At 43.4% G+C, this 22,030-nt stretch carries 25 protein-coding genes; 18 read left to right on the top strand and 7 right to left on the bottom strand.

Going from position 1 to position 22,030, the window contains the following annotated elements:
• Nucleotides 1–52 precede the first annotated feature (52 nt).
• Nucleotides 53–1,024, bottom strand: coding sequence for an alpha/beta fold hydrolase (locus MHB63_20175; protein MEK3808850.1), 972 nt, complete (start codon nt 1,022–1,024; stop codon nt 53–55).
• An 18-nt stretch (nt 1,025–1,042) separates the two neighbouring features.
• A complete protein-coding gene (locus MHB63_20170) occupies nt 1,043–1,375 on the bottom strand; it encodes a hypothetical protein (GenBank protein MEK3808849.1) in 333 nt (110 codons plus the stop codon).
• Nucleotides 1,376–1,666: 291 nt separating this feature from the next.
• Here MHB63_20170 and MHB63_20165 point away from each other — a divergent pair, with 291 nt between their 5' ends.
• The 3 genes from MHB63_20165 (at nt 1,667) to MHB63_20155 (ending at nt 5,132) form a co-directional block, all read left to right on the top strand.
• On the top strand, nt 1,667–1,855 hold the full coding sequence (locus MHB63_20165) for a hypothetical protein (GenBank protein ID MEK3808848.1): 189 nt from the start codon (nt 1,667–1,669) through the stop codon (nt 1,853–1,855).
• 1 nt (nt 1,856) lies between these two features.
• Nucleotides 1,857–2,330 (top strand): spore coat protein, encoded by a 474-nt coding sequence (locus MHB63_20160; GenBank protein MEK3808847.1) that lies wholly within the window; start codon nt 1,857–1,859, stop codon nt 2,328–2,330.
• Nucleotides 2,331–2,474: 144 nt separating this feature from the next.
• On the top strand, nt 2,475–5,132 hold the full coding sequence (locus tag MHB63_20155; protein ID MEK3808846.1) for an NTTRR-F1 domain: 2,658 nt from the start codon (nt 2,475–2,477) through the stop codon (nt 5,130–5,132).
• Between the two features lie 52 nt (nt 5,133–5,184).
• Here MHB63_20155 and MHB63_20150 read toward each other — a convergent pair whose 3' ends face one another.
• Nucleotides 5,185–5,664, bottom strand: coding sequence for a hypothetical protein (locus MHB63_20150; GenBank protein ID MEK3808845.1), 480 nt, complete (start codon nt 5,662–5,664; stop codon nt 5,185–5,187).
• Nucleotides 5,665–5,799: 135 nt separating this feature from the next.
• Between MHB63_20150 and MHB63_20145 the strand changes: the two genes are divergently transcribed.
• From MHB63_20145 to spoVK, 4 genes are all read left to right on the top strand, one after another.
• Complete coding sequence (locus MHB63_20145) at nt 5,800–6,183, top strand: YmaF family protein (protein ID MEK3808844.1); 384 nt, start codon at nt 5,800–5,802, stop codon at nt 6,181–6,183.
• Between the two features lie 114 nt (nt 6,184–6,297).
• Entirely contained in the window at nt 6,298–7,239 is a 942-nt protein-coding gene (miaA, locus tag MHB63_20140) for a tRNA (adenosine(37)-N6)-dimethylallyltransferase MiaA (GenBank protein ID MEK3808843.1), read from the top strand.
• Between the two features lie 36 nt (nt 7,240–7,275).
• Nucleotides 7,276–7,500 carry an RNA chaperone Hfq gene (gene hfq / locus MHB63_20135; protein MEK3808842.1) on the top strand — a complete coding sequence of 75 codons (225 nt, stop codon included), beginning with the start codon at nt 7,276–7,278 and terminating at the stop codon, nt 7,498–7,500.
• 225 nt (nt 7,501–7,725) lie between these two features.
• Nucleotides 7,726–8,676, top strand: coding sequence for a stage V sporulation protein K (spoVK, locus tag MHB63_20130; GenBank protein ID MEK3808841.1), 951 nt, complete (start codon nt 7,726–7,728; stop codon nt 8,674–8,676).
• A gap of 36 nt (nt 8,677–8,712) precedes the next feature.
• Here spoVK and MHB63_20125 read toward each other — a convergent pair whose 3' ends face one another.
• The gene (locus MHB63_20125; GenBank protein MEK3808840.1) at nt 8,713–9,315 is read right to left on the bottom strand and encodes a trimeric intracellular cation channel family protein; all 603 of its coding nucleotides are present in this window, start codon (nt 9,313–9,315) and stop codon (nt 8,713–8,715) included.
• Between the two features lie 240 nt (nt 9,316–9,555).
• Between MHB63_20125 and hflX the strand changes: the two genes are divergently transcribed.
• From hflX to glnA, 4 genes are all read left to right on the top strand, one after another.
• Nucleotides 9,556–10,827, top strand: coding sequence for a GTPase HflX (gene hflX / locus MHB63_20120; protein ID MEK3808839.1), 1,272 nt, complete (start codon nt 9,556–9,558; stop codon nt 10,825–10,827).
• On the top strand, nt 10,820–12,088 hold the full coding sequence (locus tag MHB63_20115; protein MEK3808838.1) for a methionine gamma-lyase family protein: 1,269 nt from the start codon (nt 10,820–10,822) through the stop codon (nt 12,086–12,088). Before hflX ends, MHB63_20115 begins: the two co-directional genes overlap by 8 nt.
• Before the next feature lie 98 nt (nt 12,089–12,186).
• On the top strand, nt 12,187–12,591 hold the full coding sequence (locus tag MHB63_20110; protein ID MEK3808837.1) for a MerR family transcriptional regulator: 405 nt from the start codon (nt 12,187–12,189) through the stop codon (nt 12,589–12,591).
• 67 nt (nt 12,592–12,658) lie between these two features.
• On the top strand, nt 12,659–13,993 hold the full coding sequence (glnA, locus tag MHB63_20105) for a type I glutamate--ammonia ligase (GenBank protein MEK3808836.1): 1,335 nt from the start codon (nt 12,659–12,661) through the stop codon (nt 13,991–13,993).
• 50 nt (nt 13,994–14,043) lie between these two features.
• Here glnA and MHB63_20100 read toward each other — a convergent pair whose 3' ends face one another.
• Nucleotides 14,044–15,486 carry a hypothetical protein gene (locus MHB63_20100; GenBank protein MEK3808835.1) on the bottom strand — a complete coding sequence of 481 codons (1,443 nt, stop codon included), beginning with the start codon at nt 15,484–15,486 and terminating at the stop codon, nt 14,044–14,046.
• 96 nt (nt 15,487–15,582) lie between these two features.
• The gene (gene lexA / locus MHB63_20095) at nt 15,583–16,203 is read right to left on the bottom strand and encodes a transcriptional repressor LexA (protein ID MEK3808834.1); all 621 of its coding nucleotides are present in this window, start codon (nt 16,201–16,203) and stop codon (nt 15,583–15,585) included.
• A 159-nt stretch (nt 16,204–16,362) separates the two neighbouring features.
• Here lexA and yneA point away from each other — a divergent pair, with 159 nt between their 5' ends.
• The 6 genes from yneA (at nt 16,363) to MHB63_20065 (ending at nt 20,702) form a co-directional block, all read left to right on the top strand.
• Nucleotides 16,363–16,674: a cell division suppressor protein YneA gene (gene yneA, locus MHB63_20090; GenBank protein MEK3808833.1), complete on the top strand. Its 312-nt coding sequence runs from the start codon at nt 16,363–16,365 to the stop codon at nt 16,672–16,674.
• 13 nt (nt 16,675–16,687) lie between these two features.
• Nucleotides 16,688–17,335, top strand: coding sequence for a recombinase family protein (locus MHB63_20085; GenBank protein ID MEK3808832.1), 648 nt, complete (start codon nt 16,688–16,690; stop codon nt 17,333–17,335).
• Nucleotides 17,336–17,405: 70 nt separating this feature from the next.
• Nucleotides 17,406–17,636, top strand: a complete 231-nt coding sequence (locus tag MHB63_20080; GenBank protein MEK3808831.1) for a DUF896 domain-containing protein — start codon at nt 17,406–17,408, stop codon at nt 17,634–17,636.
• 171 nt (nt 17,637–17,807) lie between these two features.
• On the top strand, nt 17,808–19,814 hold the full coding sequence (gene tkt / locus MHB63_20075) for a transketolase (protein MEK3808830.1): 2,007 nt from the start codon (nt 17,808–17,810) through the stop codon (nt 19,812–19,814).
• A gap of 137 nt (nt 19,815–19,951) precedes the next feature.
• Nucleotides 19,952–20,398, top strand: a complete 447-nt coding sequence (gene sirA / locus MHB63_20070) for a sporulation inhibitor of replication protein SirA (protein ID MEK3808829.1) — start codon at nt 19,952–19,954, stop codon at nt 20,396–20,398.
• Nucleotides 20,399–20,483: 85 nt separating this feature from the next.
• Nucleotides 20,484–20,702, top strand: a complete 219-nt coding sequence (locus MHB63_20065) for a YneF family protein (protein MEK3808828.1) — start codon at nt 20,484–20,486, stop codon at nt 20,700–20,702.
• Nucleotides 20,703–20,767: 65 nt separating this feature from the next.
• On the opposite strand, the gene MHB63_20060 is transcribed toward MHB63_20065, so the two are convergent.
• A complete protein-coding gene (locus MHB63_20060) occupies nt 20,768–20,947 on the bottom strand; it encodes an aspartyl-phosphate phosphatase Spo0E family protein (GenBank protein ID MEK3808827.1) in 180 nt (59 codons plus the stop codon).
• A 266-nt stretch (nt 20,948–21,213) separates the two neighbouring features.
• On the opposite strand from MHB63_20060, the gene MHB63_20055 reads away from it, so the two are divergent.
• On the top strand, nt 21,214–21,921 hold the full coding sequence (locus tag MHB63_20055) for a cytochrome c biogenesis protein CcdA (protein MEK3808826.1): 708 nt from the start codon (nt 21,214–21,216) through the stop codon (nt 21,919–21,921).
• Nucleotides 21,922–22,030: the final 109 nt, after the last annotated feature.

Below are 22,030 nucleotides of genomic sequence, written 5' to 3'. Positions count from 1 at the left end.
GGTCTGTTTTAGGCATGGAAGAGCAAATCATCATTTTCTATCCCCCTCATTGTTACGATCTCGGGGGCAGCCACTTATCCAGAAATTCAGGCAGCTGGCCTTCTGAAATGGTTACCCCCGTGTGTCCTTTTTTACTTAACATAAACGTCTTATCCTTGCTTGCAGCATGTTTCATGATGGAACTGCTCTGTCTGACTGACACAAGCTGGTCACTTTCTCCGGAGATCACAAGAAGATTGCAGGAGATGTTTTTAAGCTCAGCTTTTTTGTTTTTGATTGTGAGCTCTCCGCTGATCAAACTGTTTTCTTTAACTAATTTTAAAACCACGTCTTTTACAAAAGCACCCGGCATCGGGAGATAAGAATTCGCCCATTTATTAAACCTCATCCATTTCTGCATATAGGCTTCATCATCTGTTTTCCCTAAAAGAGCGAGGTAGGGTGTAAAGTATACGGGAGATGTAAGCAGCCTCATGCCGGCTTTTACACGGGCTGCAGAGATTAAAGTATTCCATTCCATCATCTGTTCAATATCAGTCTCATCCGCAGCTCTTAATGCAGTCAGCCATTTATCATAAAGGTGGGTTTCTTCAAAATCCACGGGAGCAGTGTAAAGGATCAGGTTCTTTATCTTTAGGTCTGTTACAGCAGCAAATATCGCCGCAAGAGTGCCTCCTAAACAATAGCCTATGACCGTCAAACTCTCTGCCCGGGAGTGAAGTAGCGTTCTTTTTGCTGCTTTTTGAATATACTTCGCAACATAATCCTCCAGCGTGTCATCTTTATCTTCATAACCGGGTTCTCCAAACTCAAGCAAGTAAACGTCAAAACCGGCTTGGATGAAAGAGGCAATCACGCTCTTTCCAGGAAAAAGGTCCAGAATATCCGGACTGTTTACAGGAGAATAAATGAGAAAAAGAGGAGTTTGATAGTTTCTCACCGCAGGAGGATAATGCCACAGAGTGATTTTATTTAACTGCCATACAGGGGTTTTGCTCAAGCCTGTCGGACTGATATGAGTCACTTTAAGCAGAGCTCCTCTCTATTTTTTTTTGTTTTTAGAGACTAAATTTCTCATTTCATCAAGTTTTGAATCGATCTCCAGAAGTTTCTCTTCAATGGAATCGATTTTTTCTTCTGTTCTAACGACGAGTTTGGATGTATTTGCTGTATCTTCATTGCCGGGAATTTTTTGTGCAGGAATCAGGATGCCGAATAATTTCTGCAGATCAGGGTTTTTTTGAGTGTTTGCGAGAATTCGGGTTAAATCCGTGTTATTAAGTTTTGCCTTTATGGTCTGATTGAGGTTTGACTCTAACTGAAAGCCTGCCTTTTTAACCAAGTCACTCAGTTGCAGGTTTTTCTTTTTTTGCATTTGATTTCCTCCTTCCCTTAATCGTAATGAGAAAATACAGGTGAAGCCACCTGTATTTTCAATGCTGCAGAGAAAGGCAGATTCTCTTTGTTGCTGAATCTTATTAATAGAGTATGTTCGACAAAAAATATAGATTGGGTTAATAAATCATGATTTTCGCCAATTTTTAAGGAATAAAGACATAAACGTTCAGCAGAAAAAATCGAAAAATGTGTTTTTGCAGGAGGTTATTTCCCCATACAGATAATCCTGCTGAGAATATGATGGAGTAAACAGGAAGGAGAGATGGTCATGATCAACCGTAAAACAACGGATCTGTTTGTCAAAATGCTTCTCGACAAATATGGATTGGAAACTAAGCTGAAAGCTATTCCGGAGGATAAGAAAAAACCTCTTAGAGACATGGTCACTGAATTAAATGGTCAAGTTGAGGATTTCCTCAATAATTTAAAATCCAAAACTGAGAAAGGGGGGAAATAATATGGGAAGAAACAGAGTAATTATGTCTAATTGCCGCCATGAAGAAGAAGTTGCAGGCGAAATGGACATGAGTATGGGCGGAAGCGGCCTTGGATCTGCAAATGGCGTATCTGAAAGAGCAAGACAATCTGTTCGCGCAGGCCAAAGATCATCTGAGAGAATCAGCATTGTCGATTCTACAGATGTAAACGTATTGACAATTGATGTTCAGGCTGCAATTGCACTTCAAGCTGCTATTCAGGCTGCCATCGTACTCATTGTCAGACTTTCTTTCGCTGATGATATTGAGCGGGCTGATCAGTTCAGTGAAGAGTTATTCCAGTTTGCAAGCATTGATCAAGTAAATGAGCAGGAAATTCTCATCAAAGATTCTCACAACGTTAACGTTGGAGCGCTTGATCTTGATCTTGTTATTACAATTCAGCTGTTAATTCAAGTCTTGGCAGCTCTTGCACTAACCCTGGATATTCTGTAACTCTATGAGTTAGAAGAGGTGTCCCAATTATTGGGGCACCTTTTTAATTCTTGTATTTTGCTGTCCAAAACATCAGCGAGATATCCATTTATATGACTGAGCATAGGATACATAGATAATTTGAACATCTGGCGGTGAAAAATTTTGATTGAAATCAATCGTATTGTAAATGGTGATTTTGGAACAGGTTCTTTTAATCCGTGGATAGTTTTGAATGCGGAGATTGTCCCATTAGCTGGGGGGATTACTGGATATGCTGCTGCATTAGACGGAAGTTTATATAATTCTTTTATCTATCAATTGGTTTCTGTTAATCAGGGGGAACAATTTACTTTTAAGGCTGAGCTGGTCAAGTCAAGCCCGATGCCAAGCGGATTAATTACGGTATCTGTAAATTATTATGATAAAAATCTTGCGTTTCTTGGATACGGACTTCTTGAATCAATCAATGACAGTTTTTTTGACTCTTATGCAGAATCGGATGAGGCGAGGCTCGTTATGGATGTCGATGCTGTTCCTGAAAATGCAGCCATTGCACTTGTTCTTATAAATTCTTTACCTGGACAAATCGTTTCTGACATATATGTTCTGAATGTCTCTCTTCTGTATAGAGAACAGCCTGTCAGTGGTCCAACAGGTCCGACAGGTCCAAAGGGGCCGTCTGGAGAAGCCGGTCCTCAAGGTGTGACAGGTCCAACCGGAGCTACAGGTCCAACTGGATTACAGGGACCACAAGGGATTACAGGTCCAACCGGAGCTACTGGTGCTGCAGGAGCAACAGGAATTACAGGATCTCAGGGCATACCGGGTCCAACGGGATTGACAGGAGCAGCAGGTATCCGGGGTCCACAAGGGATTACAGGACCTCAAGGCATACCGGGTCCGACTGGCGTTGCTGGTGTTAATGGAGCAACCGGCTCAACAGGAACTCAGGGGCCACGAGGAATTACGGGTCCAACAGGAAGTCAGGGACTGCAAGGAATAATGGGTCCAACCGGATCTCAGGGAATAACAGGTGTTCAAGGTCCAACCGGGGCTACTGGTGCTGCAGGAGCAACAGGATTAACTGGAATTACAGGAGTTCAGGGCATAACTGGTCCGACTGGTGCTCAAGGACCAACGGGATCCACGGGTGCATCAGGAATTCAGGGACTACAAGGGATTACTGGTCCAACCGGAGCTACTGGTGCTGCTGGAGCAACCGGATTAACCGGATCAACAGGAATTACAGGAGTTCAGGGCATACGGGGTCCGACTGGTGCTCAAGGTCCAACGGGATTGACAGGAGCAACCGGAATTCAGGGCCCACAAGGGATAACAGGTCCAACCGGTGCTGCAGGAGCAACAGGATTAACAGGAGCAACTGGTATTCAGGGACCGCAAGGAATAACGGGTCCAACCGGATTTCAGGGAATAACAGGTCCTCAGGGTATTCAGGGAATAACTGGTGTTCAAGGTCCAAACGGATTGACAGGAGCAACAGGAATACAGGGACCACAAGGGATTACAGGTCCAACCGGAGCTGCTGGTGCTGCTGGAGCAACCGGATCAACAGGAATTACAGGAGTTCAGGGCATACGAGGTCCAACTGGTGCTCAAGGTCCAATCGGATTGGCGGGAGAAACAGGTATCCAGGGCCCACTAGGCATTACAGGTCCAACTGGAGCTACTGGAGCTGCTGGAACTACAGGATCAACAGGATTAACAGGAATTACAGGACCGCAGGGCATACCGGGTCCAACTGGTGCTCAAGGTCCAACGGGATTCACGGGTGCATCAGGAATTCAGGGACTACAAGGGATTACTGGTCCAACCGGAGCTACTGGTGCTTCAGGAGCAATCGGATCAACAGGAATTACAGGAGTTCAGGGCATAACTGGTCCGACTGGTGCTCAAGGTCCAACCGGATTGACAGGAGCAACAGGAATACAGGGACTACAAGGGATTACTGGTCCAACCGGAGCTGCTGGTGCTTCAGGAGCAACCGGATCAACAGGACCGCAGGGTATACTGGGACCAACTGGTGCTCAAGGACCAATCGGATTGACAGGAGCAACAGGTATCCAGGGGCCACAAGGAATTACGGGTCCAACAGGATTGACAGGAGCAACCGGATTTCAGGGAATAACAGGTCCTCAGGGTATTCAGGGAATAACTGGTGTTCAAGGTCCAATCGGATTGACGGGAGCAACCGGAATACAGGGACCACAAGGGATTACAGGTCCAACCGGGGCTACTGGTGCTGCAGGATCAACAGGATTAACAGGAATTACAGGACCGCAGGGCATACCGGGTCCGACAGGTGTTCAAGGTCCAGCTGGATTGGCGGGAGAAACAGGAATACAGGGCCCAACCGGTGTTCAGGGTCCAACTGGTGCAACTGGACCAGACGGAGTTTCTATATCACAGACATCCAGTTCTGCAGCAAATACTTCGGGTTCTTCTATTTCTGTCATACTGTTGGGTTCCCTTGTTCCGCTGCCTTCTAAAAATCTTTCAAATGAAGTCAGTGCAAACGGAGCCAACACCATTTTCACTGTATTGCCGGCCGGCAGATATTATTTAACATTTTCAGTCAGATTATCTGCTTCTCTGCTTTTGGGTGTAAGGCTGCTGATCAATGGATCCGCTGTTGATGAACTTGACTGCAGGCCTTCACTTGCCGCTTCATTTTTTAATGCAGGTTTTATTTTCGATTTGCCAGCAGGAACCGCATTAAGTCTTCAGATGTACGGTTTGCTGGGAACGGCTGTTCTCCAGACGGGTGCAGGTGCTTCTATGACGATATTGAGAATTGGATAAACTACAATAAGAAGACCGGACAAAAAGAGTCCGGTCTTCTTACTAATGGTTACTAATCAAACTGGCTGCAGCTGCTCCCATACTTAATAACATCATAAATTGATCTGCCATCAGACGAATGCGTCTCTGAATATTTAAATGGCAGAAGCGAAAAGAAAACAAAGTAAACAGAAAAATAGACAAATTGATAAAAGAAGATGTGCGGATTCAGCAGCCCTGCATGAATCATAGAATTTACGATAGTGATGGAGGCCAGGTTAAAAATGGATCCTCCTGCATATACAAGTACGTGTGTCCACTTGCTTTCCCATCTCAATCGTTCGTACTGGCAAAAAGAGTCCAAAAAGTAGTATTGATTAATTTGCAGCTTTCCTACTCTGAGCAAAGATTTCCCTCTCCCTAACGTAAAAAAGGCCTTTCCTCCAAATATCCAAACAAAGACAAAGTGCCCAAGCTGATGAATGAAGGCAACGATGGGCAGAACAAAAAAGAATGCCCAGAAAAAAGTAATCATATCCTCCAGCTGAAACAACGGGCATGCCCCTCTCATTAGAATTACTTTTTAGTTTCCCTGTTTTACTTAGTTAAAACGGCAATTTGAGATATTTATGACCCTTTGCTCCATAACTTTCATATTTTAATAAAAAGCATGAAAGGAAGCTGCCTTATGAAGGAAATGAATGTTCGGGAGCCTCTGCCTGTTCCGCATGCTCACTTTTATCAGGGCGTGACAGAGGAACAGGAAGGTCACACGCATGCACTGCTTGGATTTTCAAAACCGATCAACGGTACATCATTTGACAGGCATTACCACTATGTAGAAGGGGTTACGACGTTTGACAACAATCATTATCACCGCTTTTATGTTAAAACCGGACCGCCCATTCCCATGCTTGACGGCACTCACTATCATCTGTTTTATGGAAAGACTTACAGAAACTACACAGAAGGAGAGCCGACTCAGTTTGGAGGGGTTGTATACTCTCCGCAGCAGAAACAGGTTCATCAGCATTTGTTCAGCGGAAGAACAAGCGGACCAATCGGATATTAATCCATCAAGGCCGTTTGAGCATGCTGATATCTGGAAATAATAAACTGGTGTTCAATGATTTAAAGTGATAAGATGTTGAAAAGCGGATATAAAGCAAGAAAGTGTGATTACAGGTTGAAGAAAGAAAAACTGCTCGTGATTATTGGACCGACTTCAGTCGGGAAAACAAAGTTGAGCATTGAGCTTGCCAAAAGGCTGAACGGTGAAATCATAAGCGGGGACAGTATGCAGATCTACCGCGGGATGAATATTGGGACGGCAAAAGCCACTCCTGAAGAAATGGATGGAGTGCGCCATCACCTGATTGATATTAAAAATCCTGATGAGTCATTTTCTTCGGCTGAATTTCAGGAATTAGCCCGTCCTCTTATTACCGATATTCACTCAAGAGGCAAGTTTCCAATCATTGCCGGCGGGACAGGCATGTATATTCAGTCTGTTATCTATGATTATCAGTTTACAGAACAGGCAGCAGATCCTGAGTACAGGAAGATGCTTGAAGAAGAAGCTGCAGCCATGGGCAATGAATTTATACACAAGAAATTGTCAGATGCAGATCCGGAATCAGCTCAAAGAATTCATCCGAATAACGTGAGGAGAGTCATCAGGGCTCTTGAAATCTTCCGCTGCACTGGCAAAACGATGACAGAGTTTTTAAACGAACAGGAGAAGGTGCTGCTCTACGACCTTGTCATTGTCGGGTTAACGATGGAACGAAGCGAGCTCTACGAACGTATTGATCACAGAGTTGATCTTATGATGGAGCAGGGGCTGCTTGCTGAGGCAAAACAGCTGCATGAAAATGGGATCCGTGACTGTCAGTCTGTCCAGGCCATCGGCTATAAAGAACTTTACGCCTATTTAGACGGCAAGTCTTCTTTAGATGATGCAGTGGATCAGCTGAAACAGAACTCCCGCCGCTATGCGAAGCGCCAGCTTACATGGTTCCGCAACAAAATGGACGTGGAATGGTTTGATGTTAGCAGCCCGCATGATGCAAATGACAGATTCAATGAAATTTTCACTTATATAGCAGGAAAGCTTCAATTAAGCTAGAATACATAAAACATAGAGAAAAGAGGAGGACGAAACATGAAACAGACAGTCAATATCCAAGACCAATTTTTAAACTCAATGCGCAAAGAAAGTACATTTGTTACGGTGTACCTTCTGAACGGATTTCAGCTCAGAGGCCTTGTTAAAGGATTTGACAACTTTACAGTCCTGCTGGAAACAGAAGGCAAGCAGCAGCTGATTTTCAAACATGCGATTTCAACGTTTGCGCCTCAGAAACATGTTTCCCTTGAAATAGAATAGACAGTCAAAATCAGCCTTCATATGCGGAGGCTGATTTTTTATTTGTCTTTTCCCTGAAGTCTGCTTATGATCAGGAAATGGATTTATTTCTCGGGAAAGCGCAGATTCCATCAATATTCAGCAATATTTTCTCCCCGGAAAAATAATTTCATCTTTTAGATAGGCATTTGTCACGATTTTGCCCCTAGCAACGTATAGTAATAAAAGAATGTGAGGTGAACATCTTTGGATCAAGCAGTCACATTTAAAAACAACGGGCAAATTAATGTGATTCTTAGCGGCCAGAAAAAGGTCTATCATGAGCGAATCAGCGAAACAGCCACATATGAACTGAAAATTCCCAAAACAGAACCGCAGCATGCCATATTAAATGAAATTGAAGCAGAGCTGAATACGCTTGTAGGCATGGATGAACTGAAGCGGATGATTAAAGAAATTTATGCATGGATTTTTATTAATAAAAAGCGGGAAGAACAGGGGCTGAAAGCGGGAAAACAGTCTCTTCATATGATGTTCAAAGGAAATCCCGGCACAGGGAAAACAACAGTGGCCAGATTGATCGGGAAATTATTTTTCCAGATGAATGTGCTCTCAAAAGGCCATTTGATTGAAGCGGAACGCGCAGATCTTGTGGGAGAATACATTGGACATACCGCACAGAAAACACGGGACCTGATTAAAAAATCTCTCGGAGGCATTCTTTTTATAGATGAAGCTTATTCCCTTGCCCGCGGGGGAGAAAAGGATTTTGGGAAAGAAGCCATTGACACTCTCGTTAAGCATATGGAAGATAAACAGCATGAATTTGTTCTTATACTAGCGGGCTATTCCAAGGAGATGGATCATTTTCTATCATTAAATCCCGGCCTCCATTCGAGATTTCCGCTCGTGGTAGATTTTCCGGATTATTCAGTTGAACAGCTGATGGAAATTTCAAAGCGCATGATGAAGGAAAGAGAATATTCATTCAGCAAAGAGGCTGAAATGAAATTCCGTGAGCATCTGAATGACATGAAAACAAACCTTGCCCCATCAAAATTTTCAAATGGCAGGTATGTCAGAAATATCATTGAAAAATCCATCCGCTCCCAGGCAATGAGACTTCTTACAGCCAATCAATTGGGGCGGGACGAACTTGTCACGATCTTGAGTCAGGATCTGGTGATTAAGGAATAAGCAAATGTACGAAAAAAGCCGCGGCTGCGGCTTTTTCTAATGGTGGATGGAGCGGTTTGGAAGCTGCCATTTGTTTGTATAAGAGAGAACTCTGCAAACAACGAGCAGAATAAACAGTGTATAAAGCTGAACAGGTGATTGGGCGAGATCAAATCCGATAATAAGACCAGCAAGGACAGCCCACACTGCATAAATTTCTGATTTTAACACAAGCGGTTTTCTTCCTGCCAGCAAATCCCGGACGATTCCGCCGCCGCTTCCTGTGAGTACAGCAGCCACAACAACCGCACTGATCGGATGATTCATCTCTGCAGCATACAGCGCTCCTTGAATAGCGAATGCCGAAAGTCCGATCGCATCGGTGAAATTTCCCCACTTCTGCCAGTGTTTAAGCAGGTTATTGGGGAATAAAAAGACGGTCGTCATGGCAACAAGCGCTATTTGAAAGAGCGTCCCCTGTTCCCATAAAGCTGACACCGGCACGCCAATGAGAATATTTCTGATGGCTCCTCCTCCAAATGCAGTGACAATGCCAAGAATATACACCCCGAGAATATCATATTCCTCTTCCATCGCAACAATGGCGCCGCTCACTGCAAAAGCAATCGTGCCGATGATGCTTAATACTTCCCACGTCATATATGTATCCCCTTTTTCGCAGATGTCAACTATCATCAATTACAAGTACTGGGCTGCAGGAAAGCAGCCGTCTTGATTTTATATGCGTATCCGGTTTAATGCAATCCTTTTCTTTTAAAGTAGTCTTTGAAAGGTTCCTATGTGCGTAAAATCGTAAAGCATTAGTGGATTCTTTGTTTTTTTGGTATGATAAAGAAGCAAAATTATGAGTAAAAGGATGGTACCCGTTTGAAAGAGACAATGAATACCGGGAGTGAAAAAGTCATTCTGGTCGGATGCCAGCTACCGAAGACAGAAGATGAAGCGTTCAGTTATACAATGAGCGAGCTTGCCTCCCTTACTAAAACAGCGAATGGAGAAGTGCTCGTCCAGCTGTCGCAGAAGAGAGAGCGCATCCACCCGGCAACATACATAGGAAAAGGCAAAGTTGAAGAACTGCTGGCTCTTTCAGAAGAGCTTGCGCCCGACTTAATTATATTTAATGATGAGCTTTCTCCAAGTCAGCAGCGGAATCTGTCGGCTGCCCTTGATGTGAAAATTATAGACCGCACACAGCTGATTCTTGATATATTTGCGACGCGTGCAAAATCAAAAGAAGGCAAGCTTCAGGTGGAGCTTGCGCAGCTTCAGTATCTTTTGCCGAGGCTGAGCGGACAGGGAATCAATCTTTCAAGACAGGGCGGCGGAATCGGCACGAGGGGGCCGGGCGAAACGCAGCTTGAAACAGACCGAAGACATATTAGAACACGCATACATGAAATTAAACTGCAGCTTGCTGCAATCGTCAGCCACCGGAACCGCTATCGTGAAAGAAGAAAGAAAAATCAGGCTTTCCAGGTAGCTCTGGTCGGCTACACCAACGCCGGGAAATCGACATTGTTTAACCGGATTACAGACGCTGGCACATTTGAAGAAGACCTGCTTTTTGCCACACTTGATCCAATGACTAGGAAGATGACACTGCCATCTGGCTATCAGGCTCTTTTAACAGATACGGTAGGGTTCATACAGGATCTGCCGACAACGCTAGTTGCAGCTTTCCGCTCTACACTTGAAGAAGTGAAAGAGGCGGATTTGATTCTGCATGTTGTGGACAGTTCAAATGAAGATTACGTCAATCATGAAAAAACGGTCTATAAACTGCTTGAAGAACTGAAGGTCACGACGATTCCGGTCTTAACGGTATATAACAAGCAAGATAAGCAGTCGCAAGGCTTTGTTCCTTCCCCAAAAGGCGAGCATGTGCTGATCAGCGCCTTTTCAGATGCGGATATTGCAAAACTGAAACAGAAGATTCAGTCGTTTTCGATGGAGCTGATGGAAGAATACAGCATTGATGTGCCTGCTTCAGAAGGCAAGCTTCTGGCTTTATTGAAAACAGAAACAATGGTAGGGCATTTTGCCTTTAATGAAGAAGAAAATCATTATGAAATACAGGGACACTTCCTGCCGGGGCATGCAGCTTCCGGCCAGATAGAGATGTATAAGAGAAAGGGAAACAAACATGTTTAACCAATTGAAGTACGGCGATAAGCTTGCGCAGCTAGCTGCACAGGCAGAAGAAAAAATTAGAGATACCCACAAAAAAATTGATGAACGAATGGAAATGAACCAGTTTCGGGTTCTTCAAAGCTACAGAGACCATAGAGTAAGCGACTCTCATTTTATCCCGACCACAGGATATGGGTATGATGATCATGGACGGGATACGCTGGAACAGATTTATGCGGATGTTTTCGGCGGGGAGTCAGGGCTTGTAAGGCCACAGATCATTTCAGGCACCCATGCCATTTCCATTGCCCTGTTCGGAGTTCTGCGTCCATTTGATGAACTTCTATATATAACGGGAAAGCCTTATGATACCCTTGAAGAGATTGTAGGCATCAGAGGCAGCGGCACCGGTTCACTCAGCGAATTCAAAATCGGTTACCGGGCAGTTGAACTGAAAGAAGATGGCGGCATAGATTATGATGCCGTCGGTGCTGCCATTACAGAAAAGACAAAGATGATCGGCATTCAGCGCTCAAAAGGATATGCCACAAGGCCTTCTTATACCCTTGCAGAAATCAAGCAGATGATTGACTTTGTCAAATCCATTAAGCCTGATGTTGTCGTTTTCGTGGACAATTGCTACGGAGAATTTGTTGAAGAACTTGAACCTTGTCACGTTGGTGCTGACCTTATGGCAGGTTCGCTTATTAAAAACCCTGGCGGCGGACTTGCGAAAACAGGCGGTTATATCGTTGGGCGCAAGGATCTTGTGGAAGCATGCTCCTACCGGATGACATCACCGGGAATCGGGGCTGAGGCAGGTGCGTCCCTTTACAGTCTTCAGGAAATGTATCAGGGATTTTTCCTTGCTCCGCACGTTGTTGCACAATCTTTAAAAGGTGCTGTGTTTACAGCAGCGATGCTTGAACTTGCAGGGCTTAAAACGAACCCGTCATGGGATGCAGTCCGCACAGACCTTATTCAGTCTGTCCAGTTTGAGCAGTCCGATTTAATGGTTGCGTTCTGCCAGGCCATTCAATATGCATCACCGGTCAATTCGCACGTGACGCCATATCCGAGCTATATGCCGGGATATGAGAACGATGTCATAATGGCTGCAGGTACATTCGTACAGGGAGCAAGCATCGAACTTTCGGCAGACGGTCCGCTGCGTCCCCCGTATACAGCGTATGTTCAGGGCGGATTAACGTATTCGCATGTGAAAATTGCCATCTGTTCTGCTCTTGATCATCTTCTGGATAAGAATTTAATTCGTCTGTAACCCAATATAAATACAAATGTCATTTTTCCTAACATAGTGTTGACACATTATATGACATGGAATATAATATGATTAAGTTAAGAAAAGGAGGGAATACAATGGGTGATACGATTCGACGCTCGATGCCCTTATTCCCGATCGGAATTGTCATGCAGCTGACAGAACTCTCTGCCAGACAAATTCGATATTATGAAGAAAACGGCTTGATTTTCCCTGCAAGAACAGAAGGGAACAGACGCCTATTTTCATTTAATGACGTAGATACGCTTCTTGAAATAAGAAGCCTTATCGAACAAGGCATTAACATGGCCGGCATCAAGCAGATTTTTTCTTCTAAGGATAAAAGCATGGAACGCGAGGAAGAAGGCCAGCCTAAAAAAGTGGAAAAACCGGATTTGACCGACGCTGAACTCAGAAAGCTTCTGAAAGCTGAACTGATGCAGGCCGGAAGGTTTCAGAGATCATCGCTCAGACAGGGTGACATGTCTAGATTTTTCCATTAATTAACGCAGCTTCACTTAAATTTTCACAATAAATATTACTTAGTATTGTTAGGAGAGGATTTTCACAATGGCAAAGTATTCGAGAGAAGATATTGTACGCTTAGTACAAGAAGAAAACGTAAAATACATCAGACTGCAGTTCACGGACATCCTTGGAACAATCAAAAACGTAGAAATTCCTGCAAGCCAGCTTGAAAAAGCACTTGACAACAAATGTATGTTTGACGGATCTTCAATTGAAGGATTTGTCCGCATCGAAGAATCTGACATGTATCTGTATCCTGATCTTGATACGTTTGTTATTTTCCCTTGGACATCTGAAAAAGGCAAAGTTGCACGTTTCATCTGCGACATCTACAGCCCGGACGGGACACCATTTGATGGAGATCCGCGCAACAACTTAAGACGCATGCTGAAAGAAATGGAAGACCTTGGATTCACTGACTTCAACCTTGGGCCTGAGCCTGAATTCTTCCTTTTCAAGCTTGACGAAAAAGGAGAACCTACTCTTGAGCTAAACGATCACGGCGGCTACTTCGACCTTGCTCCGACTGACCTTGGAGAAAACTGCAGACGCGACATCGTGCTTGAGCTTGAAGAAATGGGCTTTGAAATTGAAGCATCCCACCATGAGGTAGCTCCTGGCCAGCATGAAATTGACTTTAAATATGCAGGCGCTGTAAAAGCTTGTGATGATATCCAAACGTTTAAACTTGTCGTTAAAACAATTGCGCGCAAACACGGATTGCATGCTACATTCATGCCAAAGCCGCTGTTTGGAGTAAACGGATCTGGAATGCACATGAACCTCTCTCTTTTCAAAGACGGAGTGAACTCATTCTATGACAAAAACAGTGAACTTGAGCTGAGCGAAACAGCTAGACATTTCATCGCCGGCGTAATCAAGCATGCTCCAAACTTCACAGCTGTTACGAATCCGACAGTTAACTCATATAAGCGTCTAGTTCCTGGCTACGAGGCACCATGCTATGTTGCCTGGTCTGCACAAAACAGAAGCCCGCTTATCCGTATCCCTGCTTCACGCGGACTAAGCACACGCGTAGAAGTGCGCAGTGTTGACCCTTCTGCAAACCCGTACCTTGCAATGAGCGTATTGCTTGCTGCTGGTCTTGACGGCATTAAAAACAAACTTGCTGCTCCAAAACCGATTGACCGCAACATCTATGTCATGACGAAAGAAGAGCGCGTTGAGAATGGAATCGTTGATCTTCCTGCAACTCTTGCACAGGCTCTTGATCTTCTGAAAACAGACGAAGTGATCATCAACGCACTTGGCGAGCATTTGTTTGAGCATTTTGTAGAAGCGAAAGAAATTGAATGGGATATGTTCCGCACTCAAGTTCACCCATGGGAACGTGAGCAGTACATGTCTCAATACTAAGAATCACACTCAAAAACCTCAGCTGTTTGCTGAGGTTTTTTTGCATGTTTTTAGTCGATTCCGTCTGATTTTCTCTTCTGTAAATAATCCTTCAGCAGTCTCATAATAGCTATTGCGGCAAGCACTGAGCCAACTGCAATTCCTGATAAAGCAACCACCAGTGAGATGTATTCAAACACAGAGTAATCTGCAAGTTTGTTCCAGCTTATGCTGCCTTTCCAGTCCTCAATAACAAGGTTCATGCCATAGATTCCGGAAATAACCGTATAAGTAGTAAGGATCAGCAGCAGGGAATTATGGCGTTTGCTGGCCAGCTTCTCCTGATTTTGATAAAGAGTGTCCATCGTATTATTCACTTCTTTATAGAGGGTCTCAATTTTAAACCGGTCTTTCATCATGACAGAAAGCTCCTGTCCTTCCGTTCTGCTGCTGATTTCTGAAAAAATATACTTAGCCGTGAAATTAGCAATCGAGCGAATCAGACCTTCCATTTTATCCTGTTTCCGGTCAATGTAGAGCTGTGAATAGCTGTATGAAAGTTTTAAAAGGACAATTTTATAGAAAAGATGCAGGATGAGATTGTAATAGAGCTGACCGACCATTTCTTCCGCGGTCACGTTCTCCTGACCCACATCATTCGTAATTTTAGTGAATGTATGATCACTCACAACGTGAAAACTGCCGGGGGACCACCTGTCGTAAATGTGATCTTGTATATACTGGCTGATATAAGCGGGATTGCTTGCGGACATATACGGTTTGCCATTTTGATCATAACCATTTATGTGCCCTGTGCGAAACAAGGTTTCAGGTGATATTTCTGCGTCCTTTTCTGTCAAAAGATAACTGCTGACAAACATTCTCTCATCAATAAAGTAGGGAAGGCTTCCAAGATAGGTTGACTGGCTGTTTTCACTCTTCTCTATATACGGGACAACAGAGGGGCACAGCTCTTCAAAGATAAAATCCTGAATCTTTTCATAAGTGCCCTGTCCTGAATGGAGAACAGTTCCTTTTTCTTCTGTAATAAACGGTTCAAGAACTCTGAAGTGATCCATAAAATCGAGTGCATCGCTCAGTATCAATGTTTTGCTGTCAGATGTAAGCTCGGTCCTGATTGTAATCATTCCAACAGAAAATGGGCAAATATACAGATCGATTGAGTGGATCGTGAAAGAATATTCATTTACAGCTGTACGAAGCGTGCATTTTCTGTCAAAGGATTTGGAGTATCTGTTAATAGCCTTATCCTTATGCTGATCTGGAAAGAGAATCTGTTCTATGTACGGCATAAAATAATGCTTCAGCCGTTTATGGGGAAGGCTCGTTTTCTCTCCGTAAAATTTGTTCTGCTGAGCGCTGCTGTTGATGCTGAAAAATTCAAATCCGCTTGCCTTAAGTTCATCAGTCAGCTGGGAGATGCAGTCCCTGTCCCATGAAAAAGGAAAAATAAACTGGGCATTTGCCCGCAGAATGGCCGGTTCTTTTGTCATAGGCACCCTCTCATCTTTTTTTCATTATTATGTTCCCCTGAGAGAAGACTGTAAAACAGGCAAATAAAAAAAACTTTGCCTGTAAAAGCAAAGTTTTCAGTGTATGTTTCTATAAACTCCAACAACTTTTCCCAAGATAACGACATGTCTGAGAATGATCGGTTCAAGTGTAGAGTTCTCCGGCTGAAGACGCACATAATCTTTCTCTTTGAAAAAACGTTTGACAGTTGCCTCATCATCCTCTGTCATAGCAACAACGATATCCCCGTTGTTTGCAGTGTTCTGCTGCTTGACAATGACCATGTCCCCATCAAGAATGCCGGCTTCAATCATACTGTCTCCCATAATCTCAAGCATGAAGATCTGATCATCGGATGCGGCGAACGTATCTGGAAGAGGAAAATATTCCTCGACGTTTTCAATGGCTGTGATCGGGGAACCGGCTGTTACTTTCCCGATTACAGGAACGTTAATCACACTTGAACGCGGAATCATCGCTGTCTCGTCCTCTAATATTTCAATCGCTCTCGGCTTTGTCGGATCCCGTCTGATCAATCCTTTGCTTTCAAGCCTGGCAAGATGGCCGTGTACAGTGGAGCTGGAAGCAAGGCCCACTGCTTCGCCGATCTCGCGGACTGATGGCGGATATCCTTTCTTTTGTACTTCAAGTTTTATAAAAGTGAGGATATCCTGCTGCCTCTTTGAAAGTTTTGTCATTTTATCCACCTCGCGTCCTGTAATTTATGTTGATTATAGCATGTTTTTCCTGCACATACAAACATAAGTTCGAAAAACGGCGTTGACAGAAACGTTTGTTCGCATTATACTGAAAGTATCAAATATGCGAACAAACATTCTATTAAGGTGGGGATTGGGTTGAAAGGTTCATTATCTTACGTTATTTCTTTCTTTGCAGTTGTCATTGTAGCTGTCTTTGCATTATCATACACAGGTGAAAAAGAAAACCTTGATCATTATGTATCCATTGAAATAGCAGAAGGTGACAGCATCTGGAGCCTTGCAGATCAATATGAGGAGCATCACCGCATGTCCAAGACCGATTTCGTTGAATGGGTGCAGGATAAAAACGGACTGTCGACAGCTGTGATCAAGACAGGAGATTCTGTGGTTCTTCCTATTGATAAACAAACCTACCATGACGGGACACAGCTTGCATCAAGAAAATAGGGAAGTGAGAACACTGAACGCAATCATCTACTGCAGAGTCAGCACAAGAAAAGAAGAACAGGAGACATCACTCGCCAGGCAAAAAGAAGAACTTTTGGCCCTTTCAGCAGCGCATGGCATGAATGTGGCAAAGGTTATTGAGGAGCAGGCGAGCGGATATGAGGTTGAAAGAGAAGGTATATTTGAAATATTTGACTGCATAAAGGAACAGAAAATTGACGCCATTGTTATTCAGGATGAGACAAGACTGGGGAGAGGGAACGCCCGCATCGCCCTTATTCATTTTTTCGCAAAAGAAGGCATTACGATATATACGGCCACGCAGAATGGAAAGCTTTTTTTGTCTGAAGCAGATTCGATGGTTCTGGAAATTGTAAGCATTGTTGAAGAATATCAGCGGAAGATCCATAATCTGAAAATTAAACGCGGCATGCAGCGGGCGGTTGAAAAAGGGTATAAACCTCAAAGGAATCTTACTAACAGAGATAAAGGGAGCGGCAGAGAGAAGAAGGAAGTGCCTGTCAGCGAAATTATCAGGCTTAAACAGAATAAACTGACATTCTCAGAGATTGCGGCTACCTTAAGAGGGTTTGGATACGAGGTTTCTAAAGCGACAGTACATAGAAGATATCAGGAGCATATGAAAGAGGAACAGGTCTAATCTGTTGTTTTTTGCCCCCATATTTAGTACGATAGCATAGTAAATCGTATTAGGTAAAGGAGCTGCAGTCATGCTGCCAAAGGAAAAGATGGCAAGAATCAATACCTTGTCCAGAAAATCAAAAACGTCCGGTCTTTCTCCGGAGGAAAAACAGGAACAGCAATCACTTAGACAGGAATATCTCAAGGCATTCCGGGGTTCTATGAAAAATACATTAAAAGGCGTTACAGTACTGGATCCGAACGGAAATGATGTAACACCTGAAAAATTAAAAGAAGAGCGCAGACGCGATCTTCATTAATCTCCGGAATACGTCAATTTTTGATGTATTCCTTTTCATTTTGCACATAATACATTAGAATAGGTTCTTACACTTCTCATTTTTGCAATTCCATGCGAAATGGTTGTATGAATAGGCCAGTAAAGCTATGATAAAAAAGTAGAATGTTATTTCTGAAAGGATGATCAATTAATGTCACATTCAATTCAAGACTTATCAATTGCTACCATTCGAACACTGTCGATTGATGCGATTGAAAAAGCAAAATCAGGACATCCTGGAATGCCTATGGGGGCAGCTCCAATGGCGTATTCGCTCTGGACGCAATTTATGAATCACAACCCTAAAAATCCTGAATGGTTCAACCGCGACCGCTTTGTCTTATCTGCAGGTCACGGATCTATGCTGCTGTACAGCCTTCTTCATTTATCAGGCTATGATTTGACGATGAATGATCTTAAAGAATTCAGACAATGGGGAAGCAAAACACCTGGACACCCTGAATTCCGCCACACAGCAGGTGTAGATGCAACAACAGGTCCTCTTGGCCAGGGAATTGGGATGGCTGTCGGAATGGCTATGGCAGAACGTCATCTTGCACATACATATAACCAAGAGTCTTATCCGGTTGTCGATCACTACACATATGCAATCTGTGGAGACGGTGACCTGATGGAAGGAATCTCTTCTGAGGCAGCTTCACTTGCAGGGCACCTAAAGCTTGGCAAATTAGTTGTTCTTTACGATTCTAACGACATTTCTCTCGATGGAGATCTTGACCGCTCATTCTCTGAAAACGTGGAAGACCGTTTCAAAGCAATCGGCTGGCAGGTGATTCGTGTAGAAGACGGCAACAACCTTGAAGAAATCGCTAAAGCGATTGAAGCTGCTAAACAAGATGAAACTCATCCTACTCTGATTGAAGTGAAAACGACAATCGGCTACGGATCACCGAATATGTCAGGAAAATCAGATGTTCACGGCAAGCCGCTTGGAGCAGATGAGATCAAACTGACGAAAGAAACATATGCATGGACATTCGAACAGGACTTCCACGTTCCTGACGAAGTGTATGCTCATTTCAAAGAATCGGCAGAACAGTTCGGTTCGAAAAAAGAACAAGAATGGAACGCTCTTTTTGATAGCTATAAAAAAGAATTCCCTGACCTTGCAAAAGCTCTTGAAGCAGGAATTAAAGGCGAGCTTCCTGAAAACTGGGATTCAGAAGTGCCTGTATATGAAGACGGCAAAGCACTTGCTTCACGTGCTTCTTCCGGTGAAGTGTTAAACGGCCTTGCGAAAAACGTTCCATACATTTTCGGAGGATCAGCTGACCTTGCAGGTTCAAACAATACTTCTATTAAGGGAGCAGCAGATTTCACAGCTGAGGACTACAGCGGACGCAACATCTGGTTCGGTGTCCGTGAATTCGCAATGGGTGCTGCACTAAACGGCATGGCGCTGCATGGCGGTCTTCGGGTTTACGGCGGAACGTTCTTTGTATTCTCTGACTACCTGCGTCCGGCAATTCGTCTTGCTGCCTTAATGGGTCTTCCGGTAACGTACGTATTTACACATGACAGTATTGCTGTAGGAGAAGACGGCCCGACTCATGAGCCGATTGAACAGCTTCCTGCCTTGCGTGCAATGCCGAACCTGTCGGTCATTCGTCCGGCAGACGGCAATGAGACTGCTGCTGCATGGAGACTTGCCCTTCAATCTGAAACGGCACCGACAGCACTTGTTCTTACCCGTCAAAATCTAAAAACGATTAAAGGTACGTCTGAAACGGCATATGAAGGAGTTTCTAAAGGAGCTTATACGATTTCTCCAAGCAAAAAAGAAACGGCTGACGCACTTCTTTTAGCATCAGGCTCTGAAGTAGGACTTGCTATCGAAGCACAAGATGCTCTTCAAAAAGAAGGCATTGATGTTGCGGTTGTAAGCATGCCGTCATGGAACCGTTTTGAAAGCCAGTCAAAAGAGTACCGCGCATCCGTACTTCCAAAAACAGTGAAGAAGCGTCTTGCTATTGAGATGGCAGCTCCTCTGGGCTGGGAGCGATATACTGGAGATGAGGGTGACGTTCTTGGCATCAACCAGTTCGGGGCCTCAGCACCAGGTGAAAGAATTATGAAAGAGTTTGGCTTTACAGTTGAAAATGTAACGGCACGAGTAAAGGCACTATTAGAAAAATAAGCCTTATGAGAGAGAACGAATATCTTCGTTCTCTCTTTTTCGACAAAAAAAGTGAAGTTTTGCCTTTCATTTAGACAAAATTCTTCCTCAACTTTCCAGTATAATAATGGGTAACCGTCATATGGAAGGGTGAAAGCATGAGACACTACACTGTCTATTTAATAGAGGAAGAGTTTGCGAATCACTTTTTTGGCCGTGAAGTAAAGCTTTTTCAGCTTTTTCAGGAATATATGCGGACTAGCCCTGAACAGCCTGAGTTTATTCACCTGAAAAAACAAATTACTTATATTACGAGAGAAATTCCGAAAGACTATATAGATGAGATGATCAGCAGCAGTTTAAACGGACGTTACAACTATGCATATTCACACAACCGCCATCATATTGAGAGTGAATCCATGCAGGGAGGAGCCATCCTTGAGATGGGGGACAGATCGGTTACAGTCACGTCAGAAGGAAGCTTTGATATGGAAGCGATTTTCTTTGAAGTTCTCAGAAAGGCGGATTCATGCTTTTTAGCGATGGATTTTGAGGAAAAGCGGCACGGGTGGCTAAAACCGATAAAAGAAAGAAAATTTGTCTAAAAAGGCAGAAATTATAGAGTATATGTTGTATAATATCCTATGGTTTAGTACACTGTAAAATAGACAACATGAAGGAGGAAAGACGATGGATCTGTGGGTAGTCATTCTAGTAGGCGTTCTGGCTTTGCTTGCCGGAGTAGCACTAGGATTTTTCATTGCTCGCCAGTATATGATGAGTTATTTAAAGAAAAATCCGCCAATTAACGAGCAAATGTTAAAAATGATGATGATGCAAATGGGCATGAAACCGTCCCAGAAGAAAATCAACCAAATGATGAAAATGATGAACAATCAGGCAAAATAAAAACCCGGTTGCGGGATTTTAATAAAAAAGCACGCTTTCAAAGCGTGCTTTTTTTGCGGGGATTTTTAAGAATATGTAACCCGTTTCATGGCAGAGTAGCTGTACCGGTTGTATTCATTCAGCAAGTGATCCAGTTCCTGGCTGTATTGAATGGACACGTTCGAATTAATTCCATTTTTAGTGGCAATTTCAATCATTTCCGCTCGTTTTTTTTCAATTAGTTTTAAGAGTTCTTGTTTAGACACGAAAACTTGTCCTTTCTGTATGTAAGTTCTGCACGAACCTTGCTGGTAATTTCTATTATATCCTAAAATGGAAAATAATTCGAAGGGAAAATAAGGATTTTTTTCTTTAATCTATGACTATTATAAAGGGAAGTCCGGACCGAATAAATCCTTTTGAGCAGATGTTAAGGAATTGACATAAAACTGTCACACAGTGAAACATATGTTTTTCAGGCAGTATTTGCTAAAATATAGTGTGACTTTAAAGTTGAAAGGAGGATGCATGGATGACGGATGTTAATGTATTCTTAGCATTTGGAGCAGGATTTCTTTCTTTTATCTCTCCTTGCTGTCTGCCTTTATATCCTGCGTTTCTGTCATACATAACAGGCGTTTCAGTCGGGGAGCTGAAGACAGAAAATGCGATGCTTCAAAAACGGAGTATGCTGCACACACTGTGCTTCCTGATTGGATTTTCCATTATCTTTATTGCTCTTGGATTTGGAAGTTCTTTTATTGCCGATTTCTTCTTTGGCTATAATGATCTGATCAGACAAATTGGCGCCATTTTAATCATTCTCTTCGGGCTTGTCATTGTGGGTGTTCTGCAGCCGGAATTTCTGATGAAGGAACGCCGGTTTGAATTAAAAAACAGACCCTCGGGGTATATCGGTTCCGTGCTTATCGGTCTTGCTTTTGCAGCAGGATGGACACCATGCACCGGACCTATTCTTACAGCTGTCTTCGGGCTTACACTGAGCAATCCAGGTTCTGCTATGCTCTATATGTTTGCCTATGTACTCGGTTTTTCCATTCCTTTTTTTATCATGGCCTTCTTTATTGGAAAGCTGGGATGGATCCGCAAGCACAGCCTGGTTATTATGAAAACGGGCGGATGGATCATGATCATCATTGGGATCATGCTGTTTTTTAACTGGATGACAAAGATTATTATCGTGATGAGCAGGCTTTTTGGAGGCTTCACGGGATTTTAGACCTATTTTTTAGAAATTTTTGAGCCTTTTTTACTACATTCTCTTCTGAAATTTGATATAATATCTCATAGAATAGTAGATCTTGCGTTCGTCGATTTAAAAAGGAGGC

Source organism: Bacillus sp. FSL H8-0547 (assembly GCA_038002745.1).
In the GTDB taxonomy this organism is placed as follows: Bacteria; Bacillota; Bacilli; order Bacillales; family Bacillaceae; genus Bacillus_P.
This window is presented reverse-complemented; position numbering and strand designations above follow the sequence as displayed.